Source organism: Nonomuraea sp. NPDC049784 (genome assembly GCF_040659615.1).
Classification (GTDB): Bacteria; Actinomycetota; Actinomycetes; order Streptosporangiales; family Streptosporangiaceae; genus Nonomuraea.
Genome location: NZ_JBFAMX010000130.1, coordinates 1 through 23017 on the forward strand (window position 1 = coordinate 1; position 23017 = coordinate 23017).

A 23017-nucleotide genomic window follows, 5' to 3' on the forward strand; every position below is an offset into this window, starting at 1 on the left:
CACGACCCGGGGACGCTCCGCTGGGTGGCGGAGGCCATACGCAAGGTCGAGGCCGACGCCAACCGTAGCTGCGACACACATCTGCCTCCAGCCGTCGCAGGAGCCTTCCGAGCTGCTGACGCCGCGCGAACTGGAGGTGCTGCGGCTGGTGACGGAGGGCAGGACCAACAGGGACATCGCGGCCGAGCTGTTCATCTCGGCGAAGACGGTGAGCGTGCACGTGTCCAACATCCTCGCCAAGCTCGGCGTCACCACCCGCGGCGAGGCCGCCGCAGCGGCCCACCGCCTGTCCCTGCTGTCCTCCTGATCGGTGGCGGCGGGTTTCTCGGTGGCGGCGGGGCCGCTTAGAGGAGCGCCTCGGCCAGCAGCACGACGCCGAACACGGCGAACGCCGCCGCGGCCCCGTACCGGATGAACTTCTCCGGCAGGTGCTTGCCCAGCAGCCGCCCCACCAGGATGGCCAGCGCGTCCGCCGCCACCATGCCGACGGTGGAGCCGATCCAGGTGCCGAACCAGCCGTGCTGCGTCGCCAGCGTGATGGTGGCCAGCATGGTCTTGTCGCCCAGCTCGCTCAGGAAGAACGCCACGGTCACCGCGATCAACGCGTTCCTGGTGGTGCGCTGGGCCTTTTTCGACTCGTCCTCGGTCAGCTCGTCGCCGCGCAACGTCCATGCGGCGAACCCGAGAAAGGCCAGCCCGGCCACCACCGCGATGGCCGTCGTCGGCAACGCGTCCCCGATGAGGCCGCCCACGGCGACGCTGAGGAGGTGCACGACGGCCGTGGCGATCGTGATGCCCGCGAGCACGGGCCAGGTCTTGAAACGGGTCGCGAACGTCATCGCCATGAGCTGGCTCTTGTCGCCGAGCTCCGCCACGAAGATGACGGCGAGACTGATCCAGAACGCTTCCAAACGGTCCTCTTCCGCGCGGCCGAGCCGGAAGGCAGGACCCAGGGGTTTTCGGGCACGGCTTCGGCCCGGCAGCGTCTTGTCGCATAGCTACCAGGCCGAAGGTCTCGTCCGCCCGTGTGAGGCCCGCGTGACCGGGCGCGAGAAGCGCCAGTATGTCGATCACGCGATTGGGACTACTCCCCTTCGGTAATTCCAGACAACCATAACAGCCCGCGGCGGGTGCCTATTCCGCCAGCGAACACCCGACCAGCACGGGCTCGTTGACCAGCGTGACCCCGAACTTCTCCCGCACCCCGTCCCTGACCTCCCTCGCCAGCGCGAGCAGGTCGCCGGTGGTGGCGACGCCGTCGGGATTGGTCAGCGCCAGCGTGTGCTTGGTGGAGATGCGTACGGGCCCACGTTCGTACCCCTTCGGGTAGCCCGCCTGCTCGATCAGCCACGCGGCGGGCACCTTGGTCGACCCGTCCGGCAGCTCCCAGCGCGGATGCCCGGGGGCGCGGGCCGCCAGCTCCTCCGCCTCCTCGGGCGACAGGATCGGGTTGGTGAAGAACGAGCCGGCGCTACGCGTGTCGGGATCGTCGGGGTCGAGCACCATGCCCTTGCCGCGCCGCAGCGCCAGCACCGTCTCGCGGGCCCGCGCGAGCGGCACCCGGCCGCCGACCTCGGTGGACAGCCGCCCCGCCAGCTCCTCGTACGCCACCGGGCCGGACATTTCCGAAATATCCAGCGCGTAAGTCACCGCCAGCACCACATACCGCGCCAGGTCGCGCTTGAAGGCGCTGTCACGGTAGGAGAACCCGCACTGCCGGGCCTCCACATCCACTACCTGCCTGGTGCGGCGGTCGTAAGCGCGCACACACCGGATGGTCTGGGACACTTCCTGCCCATACGCGCCGACGTTCTGGATGGGCGTCGAGCCGACCTGCCCGGGGATGCCCGACATGCACTCGATGCCCGACCATCCCTCGGCCACGGCGCGGGCGACCAGCGGATCCCAGTCCTCCCCCGCCTCGATCGTGACCACCACCTGCTCGCCGTCACGCGAGACGGTCACGCCCTGGGTCGAGACCTTGATGACCAGCCCGTCGAACCCCTCGTCGGCCACCACAACGTTGCTGCCTCCGCCGAGCACCAGCGTGGGCACTTTCTTCATGTCCGCCTCGGCCACCAGGGACACGAGTTGCTCCGCCGTGGTCGCTTCGGCGAAGTCGCGGGCGGGGCCGCCAAGGCGCAGCGTGGTATACGGCGCGAGCATCTCCATGGGCAACTAGCTTATGAGGTGCCCAGGAGTTGACTGCTTCCCCGCCTGAACTGAAGGCGGGGATCGCCGCACCCTGGCGTAGTTGGACCCGCGATCAGGACAGCTGGACCACCGCCCGGGCCTTGGACAGCACCCGCGCGTCGTCCGACTTGGCGGTGAGCCCGATGACCACCCGCTTGTCCTCGAGTTTCTCCTCGATCACCCCGCTCACCGTGACGGTCGCCCCCTGATCGTCATCGGGGACGACCACCATCGACGAGAACCGCACACCGAAGTCCACGACCGCTCCAGGATCCCCGACCCAATCCGTGACGAACCGCCCGGCCTGCGCCATCGTGTACATCCCGTGCGCGATCACATCGGGCAGCCCCACCATCTTGGCGAACCGCTCGTTCCAGTGGATCTGGTTGAAGTCCCCCGAAGCCCCGGCATACATCACCAGGTTGAGCCGGCGCACGTTGTAGTCCACGGCCGGGATCTCCTGCCCGACCTCAACTTGGTCGTACTTCACCGTGGCGGTCATCTCAACCGGCCCCTCCACGCTCGACGATCGTGTTGTAGGTGACGCAGACCGGCTCGCCGTCGACGGTCGTCACATCGCTCCTGACCGTCAGCAGCTCGTTGCGCCCGGCTGTGCGGATGTCGGTGATCGTCGCCGTCATGACCAGCTGGTCCCCGGCGTAGACCGGCCGCACGTACTCGAAGCGCTGCTCGCCGTGGACCACCATGGCGAAGTTCAGTCCGAGGTCGGGATCGACGAGCGCCTCGCCGCCGCTCTGCAGGCTGAACACGATGGGGAACGTCGGCGGCGCGATCACATCGGGATACCCGGCGGCCTGGGCGGCCTCCTTGTCCCGGTAGAGCGGGTTGTTGTCACCGATCGCGGCCGCGAATTCCCTGATCTTCACCCGGCTGACCTCGTATGGCGCGCTGGGCGGATAGGTCCGGCCCACGAAGTCACGGTTCAAGGCCATCAGTGCTCCCTCGCATGTCTCCAACGAGCGCTGCTGAGGCCGACGGTAACAGAACAAGGTTCGGCTGTCGCCGCTGATTATCTTGTCTTTGCCGCTTCTCGCCGCACCAACTCATCCCGCCGCACTCGCTTCCAACCCCCATCTCGTACGGCTGCGCCCACAAGGCCCCACCCGCCATACGTGGTTGATGGCCTCCAGGGTGACGCTCGCTGACCGCCACGTGGTCGGCCGCCGTTACGGCGCCCGCTAACCACCTGGGTGGGACAACCCGGCACCACGGACACACAGCGAGACGACGCCAAAGACACACTCCACGAAACCGACGGCGCGGCACAGAGCCGGCATCCGCCACCAGCGAGCACCCAACACCGGCGAGCGGCGAGGAACAGGCGAGCCGGCCCAGTCAGCGCGAGCCCACAGGCTTGGGTCAGTCAGCGAGAAGGCACGAACCGAGCCAGTCAGCGACAGCACACAAACCGGACCGGTCGGCGAGAACGCACGAACCAAACCCCTTGGCGCGAGCCGGGCTGGGCCGGGCCCGCGAGACGGGTGCAGGGCCGTGGAGACACGACGAACCGGCGCCCTGCGGTAGGACGCCGGTTGTGCGATATGAAGGACAAGCGGGGCAGAAGCCCTGCCCGGAGACCTAGCGGGTCTCGCGGTGCGCGCGGTGGCAGCGGCAGTTGGGGCAGTACTTCTTCAGCTCAAGCCGATCCGGGTCGTTGCGCCGGTTCTTCCGCGTGATGTAGTTGCGGTGCTTGCACTCCTGGCAGGCCAGCGTGATCTTCGGCCTAACGTCGGTGGCAGCCACTTGGGAGTGCCTTTCTACGTTCGGGACATGGACACGCCCGTACCCAGGCCGTTCGACCTGGGGATGGGCAGTAGCGGAGGCCGGACTTGAACCGGCGACACAACGATTATGAGCCGTTTGCTCTGCCTGACTGAGCTACTCCGCCTTTGAGCCGGTAACGACCCCGGCCCCGTAGAGGATACCCGACGCAGCGAGCACATTCGTAACTCGCCCGAACGGGTGGGGTGCTCCCAGTATGCCTCAGGAACCCCCGACAACCGAAATCCATTAACAGCCGGAGCCGTCCACCCCCGAACGGCCCGGATCACCTCAAGCCATAGCGAAGGTCAGCGTAGCAGCGACCGGCGATGGGCGCGAAGCCCCAAGCGCCCGCACACGCGGGAGATCCCGCGGCACACCCGCCCGAGCCGCAACCAGGGCCCATGAGTCTCGAAGTCCACGGCCGGCCCCGGAGCGGGCCATGGCGACCACCTGCCCAGTCCGGCCGGCGCGCCCATACGAGGAGCAGGCCACGACGGGAGGCTTCCCGGCGCCCGGCGACGACTTCGCCGACTGCGGGCCCGACGGCGCGGGTGCGGCCATGGACGGAGAGGGGGTGAACGACATCACGTCCAGCGTCACACCCGCGCCGCCGGCACCAACCGCATCGGCCGTGGCCATACCTGGACCGAGCCCTGCCCCGGGGAGCCGGCTACGCGTCGTCCTGGCCGGTGACCAACATCGCCAAGGCCTGGGCCTCGGGCGCCCCCAACTACGGCATCCAGCTCAGAGGCGCGGACGAGACAGCCCGCGTGAGACCGGACCGATCTGGGGCGAGCCATCGCGAAATAAACGCGCGCAAACGAGAAACGCCCGACTCCGCGTTCTTACGGGTCGGGCGTTCATCCTGGTCAGTGTGCGAGCCCCCAAACGGAATCGAACCGTTGACCTTCTCCTTACCATGGAGACGCTCTGCCGACTGAGCTATAGGGGCCTGTCCGGCGCTGCGGACAGGTGTAACCATACACGGCACTCACCGATGATGCGAACTCGTTCTGGCCTCCGCGCGCTCCTCAGCCGGCCACCTCAAGGGCAGATCGATGATCTCGCACAGATCCGCCAGGTCGACGTGCCCGGCCACCTCCGCGACAGAGGTGCAGTCGGCGATCACCCACCCGTGCCGGCGCACCCGCAGCACCTGCCGCCCGTCGCGCACCAAGCCCACGACCTCGTAGCCGTCAAGGCCGACCCATCGCCTTTCCATAGCGGCACAGAGTATCCGCCGGGTCTCTCAATTTTTGCCACGCCACACGCGTTACAGGCATACCAAATCGGTTCAGAGCCGATAGAAGCCCGCGAAGTCCTTCCTCCGCGCGATGTCGTCGACGCGCACCACGGCACCGGTCTCAGGGGCGTCCATCATCTTCCCGCCGCCGAGATAGATGCCCACATGATGGGTTTTGACATCCTTTTTGGTGATTTTCCCAAAGAAGACCAGATCCCCTGGCATAGCCGCCGCGACCCGGCGCATCCGCCGTACATGATCATTGGTGTTCCCCGGCCCCAGCACGTCAGATCCGTGCGCCAGTGCGTACACCCACCGCGCGAACCCCGAGCAGTCGAGCCCGCGCGTCCACGCGGCCGGGCAGGGCTTGATCTTCCCCTGATAACCCCTGCAGGTCCCTTCCGACGGCCCCGGCTCCGCGTCGTGGCCGCCGCCCCATGAGTAGACGATCCCGCGCTGCTCGACCTCGTACGCGATCCGCACGATGTTCGGCGCCACGTACAGCCCGAGCGGCACGGAGGCCGTGGCGGCCACCAGAACCAGCACCGTCACCCCGGCCGCCGCCCGCCACCGCCTCATTCCGACCCCCGACAGCTTTCTATAGCTTCAGGAATCATCCTGCCTTACGCCGCTTTATCCCGCTTTACCTGGCCTTGAGGGTGAGCTTCACCGACCCGACCGTGACGTTCATGCCGACCGTGCCCTTCGACCGGGACGGCTTGGTGGTGATCGTGAACGTCACCTTCTTCCCCCGCGCCAGCTCCCCGATCTGGCAGAGCACCGCCGTGCCGCTGAACTTGCACCCGGGCGCCTTCACCACGCGCTGCCCGCCGAACGTCCGCCCCGACACCTTGACGTCCTTGACGGGGTGCGGGCCCGTGTTCGAGACGGTCACCGTGTACGTCTTCCTGCTCTTCGCCGCCCCCGAGACCGTCACCTCGGCCGGAGGGTTGGCCAGCTCCTTCAGCTGGGACTCTGAGCCGTTGTACGAGTTCTGGCCGCCGGCCAGCGTGCCCTTCTCCGCCGACTGCCAGAACGTGTGCTTCTTCCAGCTCTTCGGCAGCTCACCGGGGTCGTCGCCCCAGCGGGCGATCCAGAGGAGGTTGGACTTGAACGCGTCGGAGTTCCCCGTGCAGGTCTGCCACCAGCTCGTGGTGGTGTAGATGATCGCGTGGCGGCCGGTCGCCTGACGGTACTTCTTGGTGTAGTCCTTGATCCAGGTGACCATGTCCTCGGTGGACAGGCCGTAGCAGTTGTTCTTGCCGTTCTTGTCCTTGTACGGGTTGTCCTCGATATCGAGCACTCCCGGGAGCGTTTGGCCGTCGCTGCTCCAGTTGCCGCCGTTCTGGAGGAAATAGTCGGCTTGAGTCGCTCCATCGGATTCGTGTGGTTGCGCAAAGTGATATGCGCCCCGGATGAGCCCCGCGCCCGCGGCGCCGCCGTACTGGGCGTCAAAACGTGGGTTCCGGTAGTTCGTCCCCTCGGTGGCCTGGACGAACGCGAACTTCCCGCCCCCTGAGGCCACACTTTCCCAGTCGACGTCGCCCGTCCAGTTACTGACATCGACCCCGGGAACGCCATCGGCCGCTTCGGCGACCCCGCCCATCCCTAAAGCGGCAATTACCGCGAATAACCACAGACGTTTCACGCGGGAGATCATTGCGGAACAGCACACAACGCCGCAAGTCTCGAAATATCAACTGCTTTCGACGTATCGACGCAATAGACCGCCCCGAGCCCAAGCGGCCGCGCCCCCGCCACCCACTCCCGCCACCGCTCGTCGCCGAGCTCCACGTCGCCGTGTATCGCATGCCGCACCCGCCGCTCGTACCGGCGCCTGGCCAGCTCGGGCGCCACCTCGCACCAGACCTCGCGCACCTCCGTCCCTGCCTCGACGCCGGCCCGCGCGAGCCCGGCCACCACCGTCGGCCGCAGCGGCGCCAGCCACGGACTTTCCAGCACAGCGCCCCGCCCGGCGCTCGCCAGCAGCGTCCACATGCTCTCCCCCGCGGCCGCCCCAAGCCGCCTGCTCCACTCCCGGTCGCCCACCCCGGAAGGCCGTTCGAGCATGTCGGCCAGCGTCTCCTTGAGGTCGTCCTTGCTGAAGACCGGCAAGCCGAGCGCTCGCCCCAGCGCCCGGGCGACCGTGGTCTTCCCGGCCCCAGGCAACCCGTTCACCAGCACCACCAGTCGGCACACGACCAAGCATCGTGCCAGAAACGGCGGAAAAACTTCCGCGCACCGGGAAACCCGCAGCTCAGCCCGCTGAAATTCGCCGTCAGAGGCAACGGCGAAAGACGGTGTTTCCGCAGGTGGGCGGGCTTTATGAAAGCAACGTTCGCGTTTGCCAAACCGGAATTGGGCTGCACAAACTTGGTTCGATCCTCAATCGCGCCCCCGACCAGGGGTTTCTTTGCCATGCCCGGAGGAGGGCGACCATGATCCATGCCCGGGGACTGACCCGAGTGTTCAAAGTCAAGAAGGAGAGGGTGGAAGCCGTACGCGGCATCGACCTGGACGTGGAGGCGGGTCAGCTCGTCGCCTTTCTCGGCCCGAACGGCGCGGGCAAGTCCACCACGCTGCGCATGCTCACCACCCTCCTGCCGCTCACCTCGGGCACCGCCACGGTGGCGGGCCGTGACGTGGCGAAGGACCCGGCGGGCGTACGCGCCCGCATCGGGTACGTGGGCCAGCGCAACAGCGCCGGAGAGAGCTTCCTCGTCCGCGAGGAACTCGTCACCCAGGGCCGCTGCTACGGCCTCGCCACCAGGCAGGCGGCCACCCGCGCCGACGAACTGCTCGACCTGCTCGACCTCAGGCCGCTGGCCAGGCGGCGGCCCGGCACGCTCTCGGGCGGCCAGCGCCGTCGCCTGGACATCGCGCTCGGCCTCATCCACCGCCCCGGCCTGCTCTTCCTGGACGAGCCCTCAACCGGCCTCGATCCGAAGAGCCGCGCGGAGATCTGGCAGCACATCCTCCGGCTGCGGGAGACGTACGGGACGACGCTGTTCTTGACGACCCACTACCTGGAGGAAGCCGACAACATGGCCGAACGCGTGGTGATCATCGACAACGGCCGGATCATCGCGGACGGCACCGCCGAGCAGCTCAAGAACGACCTGGCCGGCGACCACATCGCGATCACCACCAGCACGGAGGAGGAGGCGGGCAGGGCCGCCGGCGTCGGCGGCGGCACCGCCGAGGGCACGACCGTGCGCCTTCGCGTCCCCAACGCGGCCGCCGCGCTCCCCGACTACCTCAGAACCCTGGACGGCTCCGGCATCAAGGTCACCACCGCCGAGACCGCCCGTCCGACCCTCGACGACGTGTTCCTCGCTCTTACCGGGAGAAGCCTCACCGATGACGACATTCCTGCGTGACACCGCCACCGTTTTCTCCCGCGAGTTCAAGCCGGTCGTGCGCGAGCCCGTCAGCCTGCTCTTCGAGATGGGTCAGCCGCTGCTGTTCCTGTTCCTGTTCGGGTCGCAGCTCGATGGGGCCGTGGGGTCGTCGTGGCAGTGGTTCGTACCGGGCATCCTGGTCATGATGTGCCTGACGGGCCCCATGGCCGCCGGTTACACGCTGCTGGTCGAGCTGATCGGCGGATCCATGGAGCGTCTGCTGGTCACCCCGCTGAACCGTACGGCGATGCTGGTGGGCCGCACCATGAAGGCCATGGTCGTCCTCCTGGCGCAAGCCGTCCTGATCATCCTCCTGGCTCTCCCTCTGGGCTTCGACCTGCACCTGGCCGGCATCCTGGCGGGCCTGGCCCAGCTGGTCGTGTTCGGCGTCGGCCTGGGCGCGTTCTCGTTCGTCCTGGCCATCAAGTCGGCGCCCAGCGGCACGCTGTTCTACATCGTCAGCCAGTCGATCCTCTTCCCGCTGCTGCTCCTCTCTGGGGTGCTGCTCCCCATGGACACGGCCCCGGCCTGGCTACGGGTGCTCGGGTACGTCAACCCCGTCACGTACATCGTCGACGCGCAGAGAGCCCTCTTCGCCGGCAACCTGACGAACCCCCCGATCCTCTACGGGACCGCTGCCGCCTGCGCGATAGCCGTGGTCGGCCTCTATCTGGGCAACCGCGCCATGCGCCAGGGCGTCTGAGACCCTTGATGGGTGACTCATCTGACGGTCCCCTGGATACCCGTGCGCCACCGGCTCGACGTGATCCTCTCCCAGACGCTCCCGCCCTTGGACAAGACCACGTCGGCGTTCGCCTTCGTCTCGGACCAGACCGGCAGAACCCTCATGACCTGCGTGGACAAGGAGGGCCGCGGCTGGGACATCCCCGGCGGCCACCTCGAACCCGGCGAGACGGCGACCGACGCCGCAGCCCGGGAGCTGTATGAAGAAACCGGCCTCCGCCTGCCCTCTTCCGCCCTGTCCCTCTTCGCCTGGCAACGCATCGAACTCCTGGACGCCGCCCCCGCCGACTACCGTTACCCGCCTCTGACGTACATGACGATGTTCAGGGCGCGTCTCCCCCACCCGGGCCCGCCGAGCCACCCACCGGCGGGCTCGGAAAGCACCAGCGCGGCCTGGCTGCTACCGTCGGAGATCAACCGCCTGTGCCCCGACCGCACCTGGCTATCCCTGCTGGACGGAGCGGGCCCGCTCTAGACCCGCTGGGCACCGAGCCGGCCACGCAGCCCCGCCTTGGCACCCGGCCAGTCCGCGGCGACCACGGAGAACATGGCAGAGTCCCGCAGCCTCCCCGCCTCACCCGGCGCCCACGACGGCGACCAGTTGCGCAACACGCCCTCGAATCGCGCGCCGACCCCCTCGATGGCCCGCCGTGACCGCTGGTTGCGCGCATCCGTCTTGAGGTCGACGCGGGCCACCCCCAACGTCTCGAACGCGTACGTGAAGAGCAGGAGCTTCGCCTCGGCGTTGATCCCCGTGCCCTGAGCCGACGCCGCCAGCCACGTCCACCCGATCTCGACGGCCCGCAGACCGTCCCGCTCCGGCCACGTCCTGGGATCCCAGAACGCGGTGCACCCCACCGCCGCCCCGTCCCGTACGCGAACCTGCGCGAAGGGCGTCAGCCCCTCGCGACCGAGCTGAGCCTCCAGGTAAGCCGCCACCTCGGCGGCCCGGGGCACCAACGTGAACGCGTACGACGAACGGTCCTCCTCAACGGCCCGCGCTAGATCCGGCGCATGCGCCATCGTGAGCGGCTCCAGCCGGACAAGTGATCCTTGGAGCACGGGAACATCGAGCCGCAGGCTCATCAGGCCTCCTCATCGCTCCTGGCATTGGCACCTTTCCCGCAGGCAGGTTGCCGGACCGTCACAGGGCCAGGTCCCTCGGATCCTCTGGATGAATCTTGGTGAAGAGGATCCTGCCCGCGCCACCGGGACGGCGTCAACAGGATTCTGGGGATAAGCACATCCGTGCCTTGCTTTCGACGCTCTGAGGGAGGAATCCGTGCAGGAGTACCGTCGGTTGCGTGACCAACACGGGGTGACGTGGGGTGAGGAGCTGATCCCCTACGTGGGTGAGGTGCACACCAGCGCCTACCTCATGACTCCCGAAGGGTGCCGGTTGGAGGCCCGGACGCTGGCCGTACTGGACGACGCGCCGCTCCGGACCACGCTGCTGCTGGACTCCAGCATGGCGGACGGCAAGTTCAGCTCGGCCGCGCAGCGCGCCGCACACCGGGATCTGCATGATCGGGCCCGCGAGGTGTACGAGTCCAGGCTCCGCGCTGGGTGAGCAGTGTTTTCAACGGTCAGCCCGAGCGTGCCCAGAAGTCATGGGGATGACGGCCGGGCCGGAACCCCTGGGCCTCGACCATGGCCGCCGCCGCGGTGAAGCCGTGCGCGATCCCCGTCGGGCTGTGGGCGTCGCTTCCGAAGGAGACCGCGTCTCCGCCCTCGTCACGCCACCAGCGAACGATCTCCGGGTAGAGCTGCCCACGCGTGTTGACCTCCAAGGCCCGGCCGCCGTCGGCGAGCACTCGCAGGGCATGGCGGAATTCTTCCTGGAACGCGTTCGGATCGAACGGCCCGGCCTGCGCCGGCCAGTAGCGGAGCGGGTAGTCGATGTGGGCGAGCACCCCGAACGTATCCGAGCTCTTGATCAGGCGGGGTATCTCGGCCAGGTATTCCCGGATCACCTCGGCGGCCGGTCGCCGACGGTACAGGTTCGGCGGCTCGGCGAACTGCCGACCCACCGGCAGGCAATGCAGCGAACCCAGCACCCGGTCGAACTGCCCGGCGTCGAGCAGCCTCGCGACCTCCTCGCCGTACCAATGCGGTTCGCCCAGTTCTACCCCGCTGATGACGCGAAGACCCGGGAACTGATCGCGGCAGCGCTGCAGGCACTCCAGGTACCCATCAAGCTTGAACTCCGGCGGAGCCAGCGTTCCGTCCGACGTGACGAATGCCGTGAGATGTGGATGATCATCGAGCTCGCCGGCGATGACCATCCAGGCCGTGAAGTCGACGTGCTCGGTGAACGCGACCGCGGGCAGGCCCATGTCCACCGCCCGTGCGCATGTCCGCTCCATCGACCCGTCCGGCGCATCCCACGACCATTCGCTGTGAACATGACCATCCGCGGGCAGCAGCACGACTTCATCCTTTCCGCCAACATCCAAACACGCCTACGCGGCATGACTTCCACCGCCGCTATCCTGCGCACATGTCGATCACGGACGAGGAACTGGCCCTGACGGCGGCGCAAGCAGGAGCCGCCGTCGTGCGCGCCAAGTACGGTGCGGCGCTGACGCGCTTCGAGAAATCCGCGGGGGACTTCGCCACAGATGCGGACGTCGAAGCGGAAAAGGCCATCCTCGACGTCATTAGCACCGCTCGGCCGGACGACGCCGTGACAGGCGAGGAGAGCGGACGCACGGGTGGGGACGGTGCGGAGCGCATGTGGCTGGTCGATCCCCTGTGCGGCACGCTGAACTACGCCGTACGGAACATGCTGGTCGCGGTGAACGTCGCCCTGCGCGTGGGCTCCGACATCACGGTGGCGGCCGCGGCCGACCCCTTCGCCGGCGAGGTGTTCTGGACGGATGGCGCTCACGCGTACGTCCGCCGCGACGGCGTGGACGAGCGGCTCACGCCGTCGTCCGGTTCGCGACTGGTGGACGTCAACCTCGATCCGCCGTTCCCGAACGAACCGAGCTTCCGGGCTGTCACGCTGCTCGCCGACCCGGGATTCGCCGAGCGCTTCCGCCCGCGCGTCGTCTCCACCACCCTGGCGGTGGCGTGGGTCGCCGCCGGTCGCCGGGCCGCGTACGTCACCGACGGCCATCTGCGGGACAGCGTGCACTTCGCCAGCGGGATCGCGCTGTGCCAGGCCGCTGGATGCGTGGTCACCGGCATCCACGGTCAGCCACTGCACACCGGCGCGGGCGGACTCGTCGTGGCGGCCGACCGGGAGACGCACGCCGCGCTGCTTGAACTCATCGGGGGCCGGCTCGCCTCAGGACGTCCGCAGCAGTGAGACGAGATCATCCCATCGGGCCATGAGCAGTCCCAGAGCGGCGCCGAAGACGCCGGCCACGACGCTGAAACCCGGATCGTAGGAACCACTCACCAAGGAGCCCGCGAGCCCGAGCAGGGCTACCACGACGAGAATCAGGTTGCGGACCACGTGCTCCACGCCCAAGGGAGTCTTGGAGGCGCCGAAGCACCGGCAGGGAACGGCGGCGCCTCTCCGGACGACCATGGTGACCGCGACCGTGAGACAGCCGAGCAGCCCCGCCGCGAGGACGAACGCCGCTGATCCGGCCCAGCGGAAGGGAAGCACGGCCAGCGCGATGACACCCGCCTCGGCCACCGCCGTCGCCGCTGCGGCCACCGGCACCTTCGCGTCGTCGACCACCGCCATCGCTCTGGTCGACGCGACGAACTCGCTCCAGGCTCCACGGCTGGAGATCTTGCTCCCGAGGGCAAGTGCGAACACCGTGAGCAGCAGCAGCCTGCTCGCGACATCGACGTACTGCATGATCGAAACCTGCCACGGCCGAGCAGATCCGGCAAGAGCACCGCATTCGATCACCCGATGTCGGCGCCCTCACGGTAGCCGCTGGCCTGGGTGTCGAACAGGTGGGCGTACCGGCTGCCCATGGACATGAGCTCGTGGTGCGTACCCTGCTCGACGAACCACCAGCGCACCCGCGGGCACGCGATCCCCGGCGGCACCGATGCCCGGTGGCACTGGATCTCCCGGGAGGCGACGGCGCGCTTGATGTTCCAGTGCCGGCCGTCCGCCCCGGGAGGTCCGGGCATGAACCGCCCGGCGGGATCCAGCGGAGGCTCCAGCACCACGACATCGCCCCTGGACACCTGGTCGATCTGGCGCCGCCGTACCAGCGGCCCTTGGCAGGGGTTGATCTTTAACTGGTTAAAATCTCCCTGGCCTCTGGACGCTGTCAACCAACCACGATCATGGGGAATCAGCGGCGAGACCGGGATGTCGCGTGGCGCTCCTCGGGCAGCTTGTTTCGGTCATGCGGCTGTCTTCAGCAAGACAGGGCGCCGACTTGAGCGCAAGCAGCGGCAACTGGAACGCAAGCAGTCGCACGCTGGGCCCGAGAAGCGCATCAGGGCTTGTTCAGGTAGGCGAGAACGGCGAGGACGCGGCGGTTGTTGTTGTCGTCGTCGGTGATGCCGAGTTTGCCGAACATGGAGGTGGTGTATTTGCTGATGGCGCTTTCACTGAGGAAGAGCCGCTGGCCGATGGCCTGATTGGACAATCCTTCTGCCATGAGGCTGAGCACGGAGTATTCGCGTTCGGTGAGCTGGTCGAGTCGCCGGTTGGACGATCCGTTGGATAGCAATTTGGTGATGACGGCTGGGTCCATGGCGGTCCCGCCATTGGCGACCCGTTCCAGGGCATCAATGAACTGGTCGGCGTTGAACACGCTCTCTTTGAGGAAATAGCCGATGCCGCCGGCGCCGTCGGCCAGGAGTTCGCGGGCGTACAGCTGTTCGACGTGCTGAGAGAGGATCAAGACCGGCAGTCCGGGCAGTTCGCCGCGGGCGGCAAGAGCCGCCCGGAGGCCCTCATCCGACTGGGGCGGCGGCATGCGGACGTCGACGACGGACACGTCCGGCCGCCACGTCAGCAGCGCGTCGAGCGTCTCGGGTCCTGTGGTCGCCGTCGCCACCACCTGGTGTCCGTACGCCTCGAGGAGGCGGATCATCCCGTCGCGCAGGAGGTACAGGTCTTCGGCTACAACGATTCGCATGGCACCACCATCCTCACACGCGTCGGGCCGCCAGCCGGACTGGTGATCTCCAAGGTGCCGTCGAAGACCGCCAGGCGGCGGCGTAGCCCATCGAGTCCACCGCCGGCTCGCATGCCGGCCCCACCCCGGCCGTTGTCCTCGACGTCAACGACGATGCCGGTGTCGTCCCGGGCGATGGAGATCCGCGCCCGGGTCGCGTGGGCGTGCTTGATCGCGTTGGTCAGCAGTTCGGCGATGCCGAAGTACACGGCGGACTCGATCGGCGGGTCCAGGCGTAGCTGGACGTCGGCGCTGACAGCCGCTTCGAGCGGGCTGTCCAGGGCAAGAGCGCGCACGGCATCGATGAGCCCTCGCTCGTTCAGCACCGGCGGGCTGATGCCCTTGACCAGTTCGCGGAGCTCGGTCAGTGACGTGGCGGCGCCGGCGCGCGCTTCCCGCAGCAGCGCCTTGGCCTGATCAGGGTCGGTTTCCATCAGCTTCTCCGCAGTCGCCAAAGAGAGGCCGAGCGTGACCAGGCGCGCCTGCGCTCCGTCGTGCAGGTCGCGCTCGATGCGGCGGATCTCGGCGGCCTGCGCGACCGTGACGTCCGCGCGCTGGTCCGTCAGCTCCTCCACCCGGTCCGCCAGCGTCATCGCAGGCGACGCGCGCAGGAAGCGGACGGCTATCGGCTCGGCGGACCGCCAGGCGTAGGGGGCGCCGGCGATGGCCACGACCGCGCCGAGCACGCCGATGACGCGCATGGCGAGCGACGGCTGGGAGAGCCCGAAGACCGCTCCCGCGATCCCGGCCAGCGGGACGGCGGCGATCACGCCCGCGGTGATCGGCGCGATCGCGACGAACCGCAGGTCACGCCAGGTGGCGGGATCGCTCCACCGGGTTCGCCATTGCTGGTCCAGGCGGGCGTCCCGGCTGGTGCGCTCGTAGGAGTACCCGTTCCACCAGTACCCGGTTGCCATCCGTGTCACCGGCCCGACCTGCCGATATCCGGCGGGAATGACGGTGCCCGTCCACTTCGCGACGAGGGAGCGGACCATTCGGCACACCGGGCGGGACAGAGCGAGCGTGCCGATACACGCCCACACCAACGGCGCTATCCCCGACCACGGATCTCCGCCCCACCACCAGATCCACAGCGCCACGGCAGCGGCCCACACGGCCGGGACCAGCATGGCGACGACCACCACGACGCACGCGCGCACAAACCCCACGCAGGCGCTCGCCACCCACGACACCAGCTGTCGCATGATTCTTCCTTCTCACTTCACAACCCGACCGTGGCACCCGCGGTTCCGCAATGCACCGATCTGGCCGGTACGGCTTGGCGTTTCCACTGTGCACCGCTCGGAGCCTGCTGCTCCCCAGATCGGCGCTGGAGTAGGTCTGGCCCCACCCACCTGTACGTCCAGGCCCATACCGGCCCACTCATGCGCTCCCTAACGTCGACACCACGCCAGACAACACGAGGGACGAAAGAGACATGAGAAGCACCAACCACACCACGGCCGAGGCCGCCCACCTCAACCATCCACGCACCCAAGCAGCCTTCGGCAAGGCGAAGATCCTCGTCGCGGCCTACGGCGCGCTCAGCACCGCGGTCCTCATCACGGTCGCCATCCTCGCGGTCAACGAACAGACGGTGACATCGTTCATGTGGGGCCGATCAGCCGGAGTGCTCGCGAGCGCCGCGGTGTCCTACTGGCTGACCGTCCTCGCCTCACGGGGAGCACGATGGGCCTATCTACGCGTGCGCATCATCTCGATCATCATGCCGCCCGCGATCATCGCCATCGACATGATCCCCGGTGTCCTCCCGGCGTGGTTCGTCATGATCCAGGCCACATGCGCCCTTGCGATCGGCGCAGCCGCTTTCATCATCAACGGATCCCGGCTGCGCGCCGCCTTCCCCAAGGCGCGCTGACCACCTCAGGGGCTAGGCGTGAGTCAACCGGACGTATCCGTACGGGTTGAAGAACAGATCGTCCTCGTCGTAACGGTCGCATGTGCCGGTGCGCAGCCCCCAGCGGGGGGCGTCCTCGGCCATCCGGAACCCGGCGCCGTCCTCGATCTCCTCCGCGCGCGGATCGGTCAGTAGGTAGATCGCCAGCGCGTCCAGGTGCGCGACCAGCTCAAGCAGTCTGTCCTCTGTCGGATGCTCCTCACCGACCTCGATCTCTACCTCGGGCGCGCCGAGCAGGTGCATGCCGCAGCTGTAGAGCACCTGGCCGTCGTAGATCGGCCGTTTCACCCAGGCGGCGACAAGCGCGCCGGCCAGGCCCTCGTCCGTGACGTCGGCCGCTCGATCGGCCAGCGCGAGCCAGCGGTCCAGGCCGTGCGCGATCCCACTGCTCTCGTTCTTCACCGCCACAGCGCCGGACCGCAACAGAGCGGCCGTCACCGCCAGCAGCCGCCGGGAAGTGTCGAACGCGAGACTCCGCATCATCGGCGCGGACAGCAGGTAGCCGACGGTGTCGTGGGACTCCACTGCGTCCCAGTCCGCCTCGTCGAACGAGGCCGCCGCCATACTGGCCTTGAAGGCCTCCGGCATCCGAGGGTCGTGTTCGGCCTCGGAGTACTCGCGGTCGAGGACGAAACCGCCGAAGCCGGCCGCAATCCGTTCCATCTCCGAAAGGTCCAGCCCGGAGCCGAGCACGCACAGCACATGCCGAGGAAACGCTTCACTCATCCCGGCACAGTATCGATCATGCCCGAGCCCTGGTCCGGCTGCTCTACCCCCTCAACACGCCAGAGACCGGGCGAGCCGTCGACCACATCCGCGAGGAGCACCCCCGCCTTGCCCTGCCCACGAGCCGGCCGGACCGAGAAGGGGCGGCAGGGCTCGGCTGAGGCCGGTCGAAGAGCTGCATTGCGCTTGAGCACGCCGAAGGCCCCGCCGACTGGTGTCGGCAGGGCCTTCGGTTCAACGTATGCGTACCGGTGTGCGTGTCGCCTCTCGGCGAAAGGCACAACGCGGCTCCAGCCGAACGGTAGTCCGCGAAGGCAATAGGTGAGGCCCGGGGACACTGGGCACACCGGCCACGATGTATGTAACCATCGCCAGCCGTTCGATGTTCCCCGCTGGGCCTGATCGACGATTAGGTTCCAGCCACGGCGCTGCGGCGTTCGATCATCAGCACGTCACGCCAGACGCCGTAGTGGCAGCCGATGCGCTCACGGGTGCCGAGCACGCGGAAGCCTGCCGCCTGGTGCAGGGCCAGGCTGGCGGCGTTCTCACTGAAGATGCCGGACTGGATCGTCCAAACCCCGGCGTCCTCGCCGGCGGCGATGAACGCCTCAAGCAACGCGCGGCCGATGCCCTGCGCCTGGCAACCAGGATGAACGTAGATGCTGTGCTCGACCACACCCGCGTAGACCGGCCGGGCCGATACCCGCGAGGCGGCCACCCAGCCGAGGACCTGGCCGGTCGTGGTGTCAGCGGCGACATAGGACAGGTGCGGCAGCTTGGCGGAGGTGAAGTCCTCCCAGCTCGGGGCGGTCGTTTCGAAGCTGGCCTGGCCGGTGTCCAGCCCGGCCTGGTAGATGGCCAGCACCTGTTCGGCGTCGGTCTCTCGCATCCGCCGGATCTCGACGCCTGGCCCGGCCGCGGGCTTGGCCGCATGGACGATCGCCGAATACACGCCGTCGCCGTGGCCGGAGGTCAGCGCGGAGTAGTGATCGATGATCTCGTCTTGCGCCATGACGACACTCCTTCACTCACAGGTGGACGCGCCGGGGGCGGGGTTACCCATGACCACATCGGCAGCGGTCGGGAAACAGCTCACGCAGTTCTCATTGATCCGGTACAGACTGGAGGTCCCCTGCCGCTCGACCAGCACGAACCGCACCTCGGCCAGGATCTTCAGGTGATGCGAGACGGTGGACTGCCCTACCCCCGCGGCCGCCACGATCTCGCCCACGCTCATCGGTGCCCGCTGCCGCGCAAGCAGCGACACGATCTGGATCCGAGTGGCGTCGGCCAGCGCCTTGAACCAGCTCGCGTACTCCTCGGCCTCCGCACGCGGCAGAGGACCTTTCTCCTCATTCATCGTTAATCGACGATAAACGATTAATCCCCTCGCGGGAAGAGCGCCCCAGCCCCCGGATAGCCGGTCATCACCCCGTCAACGTGGCTGGCTGTCGGCTCTCGAAGAACGCTTTCGCGCCGCCGAACGCGCCTCACCACCATGAGATCGTGATCTTTGCACATAGTCTCCAACAGCCGTACTGGATAGCCTCCTCAGACCGGGAGATGAACGGGGGCTTCATGAGGTGGCCGGGCGCGATGGCGGGAGTGGCGCTCGCGCTGGTCTCCGCAGGGTGCACGTCAGGGGTGGGAAATCCGTCAAGCACGCCCGCCAAGGCCGTCGCGCCCGTGCTCTCGCCGGCTGGCAGGAGTGCGGAGGCGATGATCGTCTCCCGGAAGGACTGCCCCGAGCCGGCCCGCGCTGCTGACGGGTTCCAGGTGGACGCCGTCCAGCCGAGCTGGAAGCTACTCTCAGTAACCGACGAGAGGGACACCTTCGGCCTCCATGGCGGCGCTGTGGCCTCGGACGGGGCATTGTGGGCGCTGTACGACACAGGGGAGGGCCCCAAGACACCGGTGCGATGGAAGGGCGGCCGCTGGGAGCGGGTAGCGATGCCGCCCGGAGTGAAGGTCGTCAAGGCCCTGGCGACGAGTCCCGACGGCAGGATTTGGGCGGTCGAGCCGGGGGCGGGGACATGGAAGGGGGGCGTGCGCGAGGGCGACGGGTGGCGGGAACTGGCGCTGACCGTACCAGGCCCCAGGATGGAGGACGGTCCTGCCAGCGCGCACGGCGGCTGGGTCAGCTACGGCGCCACCGCCATCCACTGGGACGGCGCGAGCTGGAAGCGGCTGGATCTGCCCGCCGACGACCAGGTTGGCGGGGATTTCTTCGCCGAATACCGGTTGTTCGGCCCGAGCGAAGAAACCTGGGCCGTGCCCGCAAAAGGACCCAAGGCCGTGCGGCTGCGCGACGGCGTGTCGCAAGTGGTGGAGTTCGCGCTGCAGATCGACGCGAAGGAGGCCATCCACGACGTCCAAGGCGGCGCCTTCCATCCACAGGCCGTCGCGGTCGTCGGCGAGGACGAGACGTGGGTGCTCGGGACGGCGGCGTTCGGCACCCACTACCTGGACGAGGACGAGGACACCGATGCCGGACGGCTGGTGGCGCTGCGCCACGCGCACGGTACCTGGACCTGTACGTGGGGCCCCTTCCACCGGGAGAACTTCACGGATGAGTTCACGGACGCGGTGCCGGACGGGAACGGCGGACTCTGGGCGGCGATGCCTCACTGCTATTACTGCCCTTCAACGCTCTGGCACCTCAGCGGCGGGCACTGGACCGCGGAGCGCCTCCCTGCTGACAAGGGTGCGATGCCGCACGTCACAGACCTGGTGGCCACTGGTCACGAGATCTACGCGCTGGGTTGGATCCGCTCGAGGAATGACTACCACGGGGCGCTCTGGCGCGCCGGTTAGAGCCCACGAATCCCGGCCGTGCATGTGGACCTCTCCGGCCCGGAGGAGCTCGAACGCTCCCTGAAGGACGTCTGCTGCTCGTGGACACTGGCCGAACTACGCGCCACCGACGAACGTGTTCTACCCGCCGGTCTGGCCGACCCGCTGGAATGCCCACTAAGTGGCGAGGTCCCGTCCGAGCCGGTGGTCATGTTCTGGGATTGAGAGAGCACCGGCACCAGGCAGGACGTGGGGTTGCCGAGTTCAGGGTCCACGTACGCTCAGGCGAGCGCGTCAGCCTCATCGAGCAACGCCGACAAGCGCGGGTAACGGCGGCGCATCTCCTCGACGTCGCTGAAGTCCCACATCTCCCCAAGCCTCGGATACTCCCCGGTGCCCTCGGGCAGTTCGTGCCGCCGCGCCCGACGAGTACGCGGCGGCCCTGCGCGCGGATCGCCTCGATCGCCACCCGGGCGACGTCCGTCGAAACGCGCATGCTGCCGAAGCCCACGTACACCGGTCGTGTGTCGGCATCCAGGAACACTACCGGCCGGGAGCGGGCGTTCGCCCGGCCGACGTCAGGAGCTCGTGAGGATGACGAGTTGCTGGGTCGCTCGGGTCATCGCGACATAGCGGTCGACCGCTCCTTCGATGCCCTCGCCGAACCCCTCGGGGTCGATGAGGACGACCAGGTCGAACTCGAGCCCCTTCGACAGCTCCGGGGTCAGCGACCGGACGCGGGACGTCGTCCGGAACGTGGGATCGCCGATGACGCAGGCGATCCCTTCGACATGTGCGGCGAGCCAGGTGTCGAGGATCGAGCTCAGATCCGAAACAGATCCGTGTACGACGGGGATGTCGCTGCTGCGGATGGAGGTCGGCACGTTGGCGTCCGGAAGCACGGCCCGGATGACCGGCTCGGCTTCCGCCATGATCGCTTCCGGCGTCCGGTAGTTGACGGTCAGGGAGGCCAGGTTGATCCGGTCGAGCCCGACCCGCTCCAGCCGTTCCTGCCACGACTCCGTGAACCAGTGCCTGGCCTGGGCACGATCCCCGACGATGGTGAAGCTCCGGGACGGGCACCGCAGCAGCAACATCTGCCACTCCGCATCGGTGAGTTCCTGAGCCTCATCCACGACGATGTGCGCGAACGGGCCGGCGAGCCGGTCCGGTTCGGTGCTGGGCGATGCGCTCTCGTCGACCAGGGCATCCTGTATGTCCCGTCCGCGCAGCATCGTCACCGCACCTTCACCGTCGTCATCGGCCTCAAGCAGGTCGTCGACGACCCTGGCCATGCGCTCGCGTTCGGCGGCGACAGAGGCGTCATGGCGACGCCTACGCCGCGACGCCTCCGGGTCGCCGAGCCGCTGCCGTGCCGCGTCCAGGAGCGGCAGGTCGGACACCGTCCAGGCCTGGGCGTCCCCGCGCTGCAACTGCCGAACCTCGTCGGGGCTGAGCCAGGGAGCGCACATCCGCAGGTAGGCGGGCACCGACCACAGGTCTCCGACGAGGTCAGTCGCTTCGAGCAGCGGCCACGCGCGGTTGAAGGTCGTGAGCAGCTCCCTGTTCTGCAGCAGCGACTTGCGGAGCAGGTCAGCCGAGATGTCGTCATCGTCGTGCTTGTCCGCCAGGATCGTGAGCAGCTCCTCCCAGATCTGGTCGCGCGCCTCGTTGTGCGGAGTACCGGGTTCTGCTGCTTCGAACGCCTCGGCCCAATCGTCGGGGCTCAGCCAGATGTCGGACCAGTGGGTCGTGACCGTCATCCCCTTGGTGGGCGGGTTCTCGTAGAACCTGACGGCCGGCTCGATCGCCTTCACCAGGTTCGCGGACGACTTCAGGCGGGCCACGTCCGGGTCGGTCTCGATCGCTGCCACGGCTCCCTCGGCGACGAGGTCCCGCAGGGTGCAGGTCTGCACGCCCTCCTCTCCGAGGCTGGGGAGGACGTCGGAGACATAGGCCAGGTACGGCTGGTGCGGACCGACGAACAGCACGCCGCCCCGGCGGTGACCGAGGCGGGGGTCGGAGTAGACAAGGTAGGCGGATCGGTGCAGAGCGACGACGGTCTTCCCCGTACCCGGACCGCCGTCGACGACGAGAGCGCCCTGGGATCCCGCGCGGATGATGGCGTCCTGGTCGGCCTGGATGGTGCCGAGCACGTCTCGCATCCGTGCCGACCGGTTGCTGCCCAGGCTGGCGATGAAGGCGGACTGGTCGTCGAGCGCGGCGTGCCCTTCGAACCCGTCCGAGGTGAACACCTCGTCCCAGTAGTCGCTGATCCGGCCGCGGGTCCAGCGATACCTGCGGCGGCTTGCCAGACCCATCGGGTTGGCGTGGGTGGCTCCGAAGAACGGCTCAGCCGCGGGGGAGCGCCAGTCGAGCAGCAGCCGACGACCCGCGCTGTCCGTAAGGCCGAGTCGTCCGACGTACACGGGCTCGGGGTTGTCCGCGCTGACCATGTGTCCGAGGCACAGGTCCAAACCGAAGCGACGCAGTGCGCGCAGGCGAGCCGTCAGCCGGTGGATCTCCATGTCCCGGTCCAGCGCCTGCCGGCCTTTGCCGCCGGGCGCCTTGCGCTCGGCATCGAGGCGGTCGGACAACTCGGCGATCGACTGCTCAAGGCTTGCCGCGATGGCCGCGAAGTGCTGCTCATCGCCGGCGATCAGCGTCGGGTCGGCCTTGGGGGCGAGGTTGTCGGGAAGGTCAAACGCGCTGGTAGTCAGTGGGTTCACGTCTTTCAGCTCCGATCTGAGGTCGCTTGCGACCATTACGCGCAGCAAGGCGTCTGGACCGGCGTGACGAACCTGGTGGCCATGACGAGCAAACGCTCCGCCTGACGTGGACCCCGTGGCCGTTGCCGGTTCAGGTCGCCAGCGTTTTCTGGGTCCTGACATCGACGATCCCGCGTGGTTCACGCGGACACTGGCGGCCTTTCCCGGCTGATCGCGTCGAGCAGCAGCTTCGCGGCCACCGCCGCCCCGTCGGTGCGGATCGTGCCGGCCGCTCCCCTCGCTCGTGCGCCGGTCTCGGGGGCCAGGGCCGTCTTGAGCGCGGCCGACAAGGACTCGAAGGTCGGAGCCGGACCGTCGTGTGCCGCGCCGATGCCCAGCTCGGC

The 23017-nt window shown here is 68.1% G+C and carries 28 protein-coding genes, 2 tRNA genes, 1 pseudogene and 1 riboswitch; of the genes and pseudogenes, 9 read left to right on the forward strand and 22 right to left on the reverse strand.

Features of this window, described 5'->3' with window-relative positions; all coding sequences use genetic code 11:
- A partial coding sequence (locus AB0J09_RS25455; RefSeq protein ID WP_360695817.1) for a response regulator transcription factor occupies positions 1-307 on the forward strand: 307 nt, incomplete at its 5' end.
- Positions 308-344: 37 nt separating this feature from the next.
- Here the strand turns inward: AB0J09_RS25455 and AB0J09_RS25460 are convergent.
- The 11 genes from AB0J09_RS25460 to AB0J09_RS25510 all read right to left on the reverse strand — a co-directional run bounded on the left by AB0J09_RS25460 (position 345) and on the right by AB0J09_RS25510 (position 7420).
- Positions 345-911 (reverse strand): TMEM165/GDT1 family protein, encoded by a 567-nt coding sequence (locus AB0J09_RS25460; RefSeq protein WP_360695820.1) that lies wholly within the window; start codon positions 909-911, stop codon positions 345-347.
- A gap of 223 nt (positions 912-1134) precedes the next feature.
- On the reverse strand, positions 1135-2172 hold the full coding sequence (locus tag AB0J09_RS25465; protein WP_360695823.1) for a UDP-N-acetylmuramate dehydrogenase: 1038 nt from the start codon (positions 2170-2172) through the stop codon (positions 1135-1137).
- Between the two features lie 94 nt (positions 2173-2266).
- The gene (locus AB0J09_RS25470) at positions 2267-2695 is read right to left on the reverse strand and encodes a MaoC family dehydratase (protein WP_360695827.1); all 429 of its coding nucleotides are present in this window, start codon (positions 2693-2695) and stop codon (positions 2267-2269) included.
- A gap of 1 nt (position 2696) precedes the next feature.
- A complete protein-coding gene (locus AB0J09_RS25475; RefSeq protein ID WP_360695830.1) occupies positions 2697-3146 on the reverse strand; it encodes a MaoC family dehydratase N-terminal domain-containing protein in 450 nt (149 codons plus the stop codon).
- A gap of 646 nt (positions 3147-3792) precedes the next feature.
- Positions 3793-3957, reverse strand: a complete 165-nt coding sequence (gene rpmG / locus AB0J09_RS25480) for a 50S ribosomal protein L33 (protein ID WP_019632658.1) — start codon at positions 3955-3957, stop codon at positions 3793-3795.
- 71 nt (positions 3958-4028) lie between these two features.
- Positions 4029-4102: transfer RNA gene (locus tag AB0J09_RS25485), tRNA-Met, on the reverse strand.
- Positions 4103-4857: 755 nt separating this feature from the next.
- A tRNA-Thr gene (locus AB0J09_RS25490) sits at positions 4858-4930 on the reverse strand.
- Positions 4931-4969: 39 nt separating this feature from the next.
- A complete protein-coding gene (locus AB0J09_RS25495; protein WP_360695835.1) occupies positions 4970-5200 on the reverse strand; it encodes a transposase in 231 nt (76 codons plus the stop codon).
- Between the two features lie 72 nt (positions 5201-5272).
- Complete coding sequence (locus AB0J09_RS25500) at positions 5273-5800, reverse strand: NlpC/P60 family protein (protein WP_360695838.1); 528 nt, start codon at positions 5798-5800, stop codon at positions 5273-5275.
- A gap of 64 nt (positions 5801-5864) precedes the next feature.
- On the reverse strand, positions 5865-6827 hold the full coding sequence (locus AB0J09_RS25505; protein ID WP_360695841.1) for a GH25 family lysozyme: 963 nt from the start codon (positions 6825-6827) through the stop codon (positions 5865-5867).
- 50 nt (positions 6828-6877) lie between these two features.
- Positions 6878-7420 carry an AAA family ATPase gene (locus AB0J09_RS25510; protein WP_360695844.1) on the reverse strand — a complete coding sequence of 181 codons (543 nt, stop codon included), beginning with the start codon at positions 7418-7420 and terminating at the stop codon, positions 6878-6880.
- Between the two features lie 239 nt (positions 7421-7659).
- Between AB0J09_RS25510 and AB0J09_RS25515 the strand changes: the two genes are divergently transcribed.
- Genes AB0J09_RS25515 through AB0J09_RS25525 form a run of 3 tightly spaced genes read left to right on the forward strand, consistent with a single transcriptional unit; the run spans position 7660 to position 9841 of the window.
- Complete coding sequence (locus AB0J09_RS25515) at positions 7660-8601, forward strand: ATP-binding cassette domain-containing protein (protein ID WP_360695847.1); 942 nt, start codon at positions 7660-7662, stop codon at positions 8599-8601.
- Complete coding sequence (locus tag AB0J09_RS25520; RefSeq protein ID WP_360695850.1) at positions 8582-9325, forward strand: ABC transporter permease; 744 nt, start codon at positions 8582-8584, stop codon at positions 9323-9325. Before AB0J09_RS25515 ends, AB0J09_RS25520 begins: the two co-directional genes overlap by 20 nt.
- A gap of 12 nt (positions 9326-9337) precedes the next feature.
- Positions 9338-9841 (forward strand): NUDIX domain-containing protein, encoded by a 504-nt coding sequence (locus AB0J09_RS25525; RefSeq protein ID WP_360695853.1) that lies wholly within the window; start codon positions 9338-9340, stop codon positions 9839-9841.
- On the opposite strand, the gene AB0J09_RS25530 is transcribed toward AB0J09_RS25525, so the two are convergent.
- Positions 9838-10452 carry a GNAT family protein gene (locus tag AB0J09_RS25530; RefSeq protein ID WP_360695856.1) on the reverse strand — a complete coding sequence of 205 codons (615 nt, stop codon included), beginning with the start codon at positions 10450-10452 and terminating at the stop codon, positions 9838-9840. The genes AB0J09_RS25525 and AB0J09_RS25530 overlap by 4 nt on opposite strands.
- A gap of 6 nt (positions 10453-10458) precedes the next feature.
- A riboswitch (SAM riboswitch) is annotated at positions 10459-10547 on the reverse strand.
- A gap of 101 nt (positions 10548-10648) precedes the next feature.
- Here AB0J09_RS25530 and AB0J09_RS25535 point away from each other — a divergent pair.
- Positions 10649-10936 (forward strand): hypothetical protein, encoded by a 288-nt coding sequence (locus tag AB0J09_RS25535; RefSeq protein WP_360695859.1) that lies wholly within the window; start codon positions 10649-10651, stop codon positions 10934-10936.
- A 16-nt stretch (positions 10937-10952) separates the two neighbouring features.
- Here AB0J09_RS25535 and AB0J09_RS25540 read toward each other — a convergent pair whose 3' ends face one another.
- Positions 10953-11795: a PHP domain-containing protein gene (locus AB0J09_RS25540; protein ID WP_360695862.1), complete on the reverse strand. Its 843-nt coding sequence runs from the start codon at positions 11793-11795 to the stop codon at positions 10953-10955.
- A 71-nt stretch (positions 11796-11866) separates the two neighbouring features.
- Between AB0J09_RS25540 and AB0J09_RS25545 the strand changes: the two genes are divergently transcribed.
- On the forward strand, positions 11867-12679 hold the full coding sequence (locus AB0J09_RS25545; protein WP_360695865.1) for an inositol monophosphatase family protein: 813 nt from the start codon (positions 11867-11869) through the stop codon (positions 12677-12679).
- On the opposite strand, the gene AB0J09_RS25550 is transcribed toward AB0J09_RS25545, so the two are convergent.
- The 4 genes from AB0J09_RS25550 to AB0J09_RS25565 all read right to left on the reverse strand — a co-directional run bounded on the left by AB0J09_RS25550 (position 12659) and on the right by AB0J09_RS25565 (position 15673).
- Positions 12659-13183, reverse strand: a complete 525-nt coding sequence (locus tag AB0J09_RS25550) for a MauE/DoxX family redox-associated membrane protein (RefSeq protein WP_360695868.1) — start codon at positions 13181-13183, stop codon at positions 12659-12661. The two genes, AB0J09_RS25545 and AB0J09_RS25550, sit on opposite strands and share 21 nt — an antisense overlap.
- Before the next feature lie 50 nt (positions 13184-13233).
- Complete coding sequence (locus AB0J09_RS25555; RefSeq protein ID WP_360695871.1) at positions 13234-13614, reverse strand: hypothetical protein; 381 nt, start codon at positions 13612-13614, stop codon at positions 13234-13236.
- A gap of 167 nt (positions 13615-13781) precedes the next feature.
- Entirely contained in the window at positions 13782-14429 is a 648-nt protein-coding gene (locus tag AB0J09_RS25560) for a response regulator transcription factor (protein WP_360695874.1), read from the reverse strand.
- Positions 14414-15673: a histidine kinase gene (locus tag AB0J09_RS25565; protein ID WP_360695877.1), complete on the reverse strand. Its 1260-nt coding sequence runs from the start codon at positions 15671-15673 to the stop codon at positions 14414-14416. The genes AB0J09_RS25560 and AB0J09_RS25565 overlap by 16 nt, the downstream gene beginning before the upstream one ends.
- 233 nt (positions 15674-15906) lie before the next feature.
- On the opposite strand from AB0J09_RS25565, the gene AB0J09_RS25570 reads away from it, so the two are divergent.
- Entirely contained in the window at positions 15907-16347 is a 441-nt protein-coding gene (locus tag AB0J09_RS25570; RefSeq protein WP_360695880.1) for a hypothetical protein, read from the forward strand.
- Between the two features lie 12 nt (positions 16348-16359).
- On the opposite strand, the gene AB0J09_RS25575 is transcribed toward AB0J09_RS25570, so the two are convergent.
- The 3 genes from AB0J09_RS25575 to AB0J09_RS25585 form a co-directional block, all read right to left on the reverse strand.
- Entirely contained in the window at positions 16360-17112 is a 753-nt protein-coding gene (locus AB0J09_RS25575) for a hypothetical protein (protein WP_360695883.1), read from the reverse strand.
- Between the two features lie 409 nt (positions 17113-17521).
- On the reverse strand, positions 17522-18124 hold the full coding sequence (locus tag AB0J09_RS25580; protein ID WP_360695885.1) for an N-acetyltransferase family protein: 603 nt from the start codon (positions 18122-18124) through the stop codon (positions 17522-17524).
- Between the two features lie 12 nt (positions 18125-18136).
- Complete coding sequence (locus AB0J09_RS25585; RefSeq protein WP_360695888.1) at positions 18137-18472, reverse strand: metalloregulator ArsR/SmtB family transcription factor; 336 nt, start codon at positions 18470-18472, stop codon at positions 18137-18139.
- Positions 18473-18690: 218 nt separating this feature from the next.
- Between AB0J09_RS25585 and AB0J09_RS25590 the strand changes: the two genes are divergently transcribed.
- Together AB0J09_RS25590 and AB0J09_RS25595 are read left to right on the forward strand one after the other, a co-directional pair.
- Positions 18691-19926, forward strand: coding sequence for a hypothetical protein (locus AB0J09_RS25590; protein WP_360695891.1), 1236 nt, complete (start codon positions 18691-18693; stop codon positions 19924-19926).
- Between the two features lie 18 nt (positions 19927-19944).
- The gene (locus AB0J09_RS25595; protein WP_360695894.1) at positions 19945-20130 is read left to right on the forward strand and encodes a hypothetical protein; all 186 of its coding nucleotides are present in this window, start codon (positions 19945-19947) and stop codon (positions 20128-20130) included.
- A 353-nt stretch (positions 20131-20483) separates the two neighbouring features.
- Here the strand turns inward: AB0J09_RS25595 and helR are convergent, their stop codons facing one another.
- Positions 20484-22634, reverse strand: coding sequence for an RNA polymerase recycling motor ATPase HelR (gene helR / locus AB0J09_RS25600; protein WP_360695897.1), 2151 nt, complete (start codon positions 22632-22634; stop codon positions 20484-20486).
- Positions 22635-22813: 179 nt separating this feature from the next.
- A pseudogene (locus tag AB0J09_RS25605) lies at positions 22814-23017 on the reverse strand (glycosyltransferase); the annotation flags it as partial.

Bases quoted from the DNA above. Each gene is read 5' to 3' on its own strand.
- AB0J09_RS25465 (WP_360695823.1), bottom strand. From the start codon at position 2,172: ATGGAGATGCTCGCGCCGTATACCACGCTGCGCCTTGGCGGCCCCGCC.
- AB0J09_RS25470 (WP_360695827.1), bottom strand. From the start codon at position 2,695: ATGACCGCCACGGTGAAGTACGACCAAGTTGAGGTCGGGCAGGAGATC.
- AB0J09_RS25475 (WP_360695830.1), bottom strand. From the start codon at position 3,146: ATGGCCTTGAACCGTGACTTCGTGGGCCGGACCTATCCGCCCAGCGCG.
- AB0J09_RS25495 (WP_360695835.1), bottom strand. From the start codon at position 5,200: ATGGAAAGGCGATGGGTCGGCCTTGACGGCTACGAGGTCGTGGGCTTG.
- AB0J09_RS25500 (WP_360695838.1), bottom strand. From the start codon at position 5,800: ATGAGGCGGTGGCGGGCGGCGGCCGGGGTGACGGTGCTGGTTCTGGTG.
- AB0J09_RS25505 (WP_360695841.1), bottom strand. From the start codon at position 6,827: ATGGGCGGGGTCGCCGAAGCGGCCGATGGCGTTCCCGGGGTCGATGTC.
- AB0J09_RS25515 (WP_360695847.1), top strand. From the start codon at position 7,660: ATGATCCATGCCCGGGGACTGACCCGAGTGTTCAAAGTCAAGAAGGAG.
- AB0J09_RS25520 (WP_360695850.1), top strand. From the start codon at position 8,582: ATGACGACATTCCTGCGTGACACCGCCACCGTTTTCTCCCGCGAGTTC.
- AB0J09_RS25530 (WP_360695856.1), bottom strand. From the start codon at position 10,452: ATGAGCCTGCGGCTCGATGTTCCCGTGCTCCAAGGATCACTTGTCCGG.
- AB0J09_RS25545 (WP_360695865.1), top strand. From the start codon at position 11,867: ATGTCGATCACGGACGAGGAACTGGCCCTGACGGCGGCGCAAGCAGGA.
- AB0J09_RS25550 (WP_360695868.1), bottom strand. From the start codon at position 13,183: ATGCAGTACGTCGATGTCGCGAGCAGGCTGCTGCTGCTCACGGTGTTC.
- AB0J09_RS25560 (WP_360695874.1), bottom strand. From the start codon at position 14,429: ATGCGAATCGTTGTAGCCGAAGACCTGTACCTCCTGCGCGACGGGATG.
- AB0J09_RS25565 (WP_360695877.1), bottom strand. From the start codon at position 15,673: ATGCGACAGCTGGTGTCGTGGGTGGCGAGCGCCTGCGTGGGGTTTGTG.
- AB0J09_RS25570 (WP_360695880.1), top strand. From the start codon at position 15,907: ATGAGAAGCACCAACCACACCACGGCCGAGGCCGCCCACCTCAACCAT.
- AB0J09_RS25575 (WP_360695883.1), bottom strand. From the start codon at position 17,112: ATGAGTGAAGCGTTTCCTCGGCATGTGCTGTGCGTGCTCGGCTCCGGG.
- AB0J09_RS25580 (WP_360695885.1), bottom strand. From the start codon at position 18,124: ATGGCGCAAGACGAGATCATCGATCACTACTCCGCGCTGACCTCCGGC.
- AB0J09_RS25585 (WP_360695888.1), bottom strand. From the start codon at position 18,472: ATGAATGAGGAGAAAGGTCCTCTGCCGCGTGCGGAGGCCGAGGAGTAC.
- AB0J09_RS25590 (WP_360695891.1), top strand. From the start codon at position 18,691: ATGAGGTGGCCGGGCGCGATGGCGGGAGTGGCGCTCGCGCTGGTCTCC.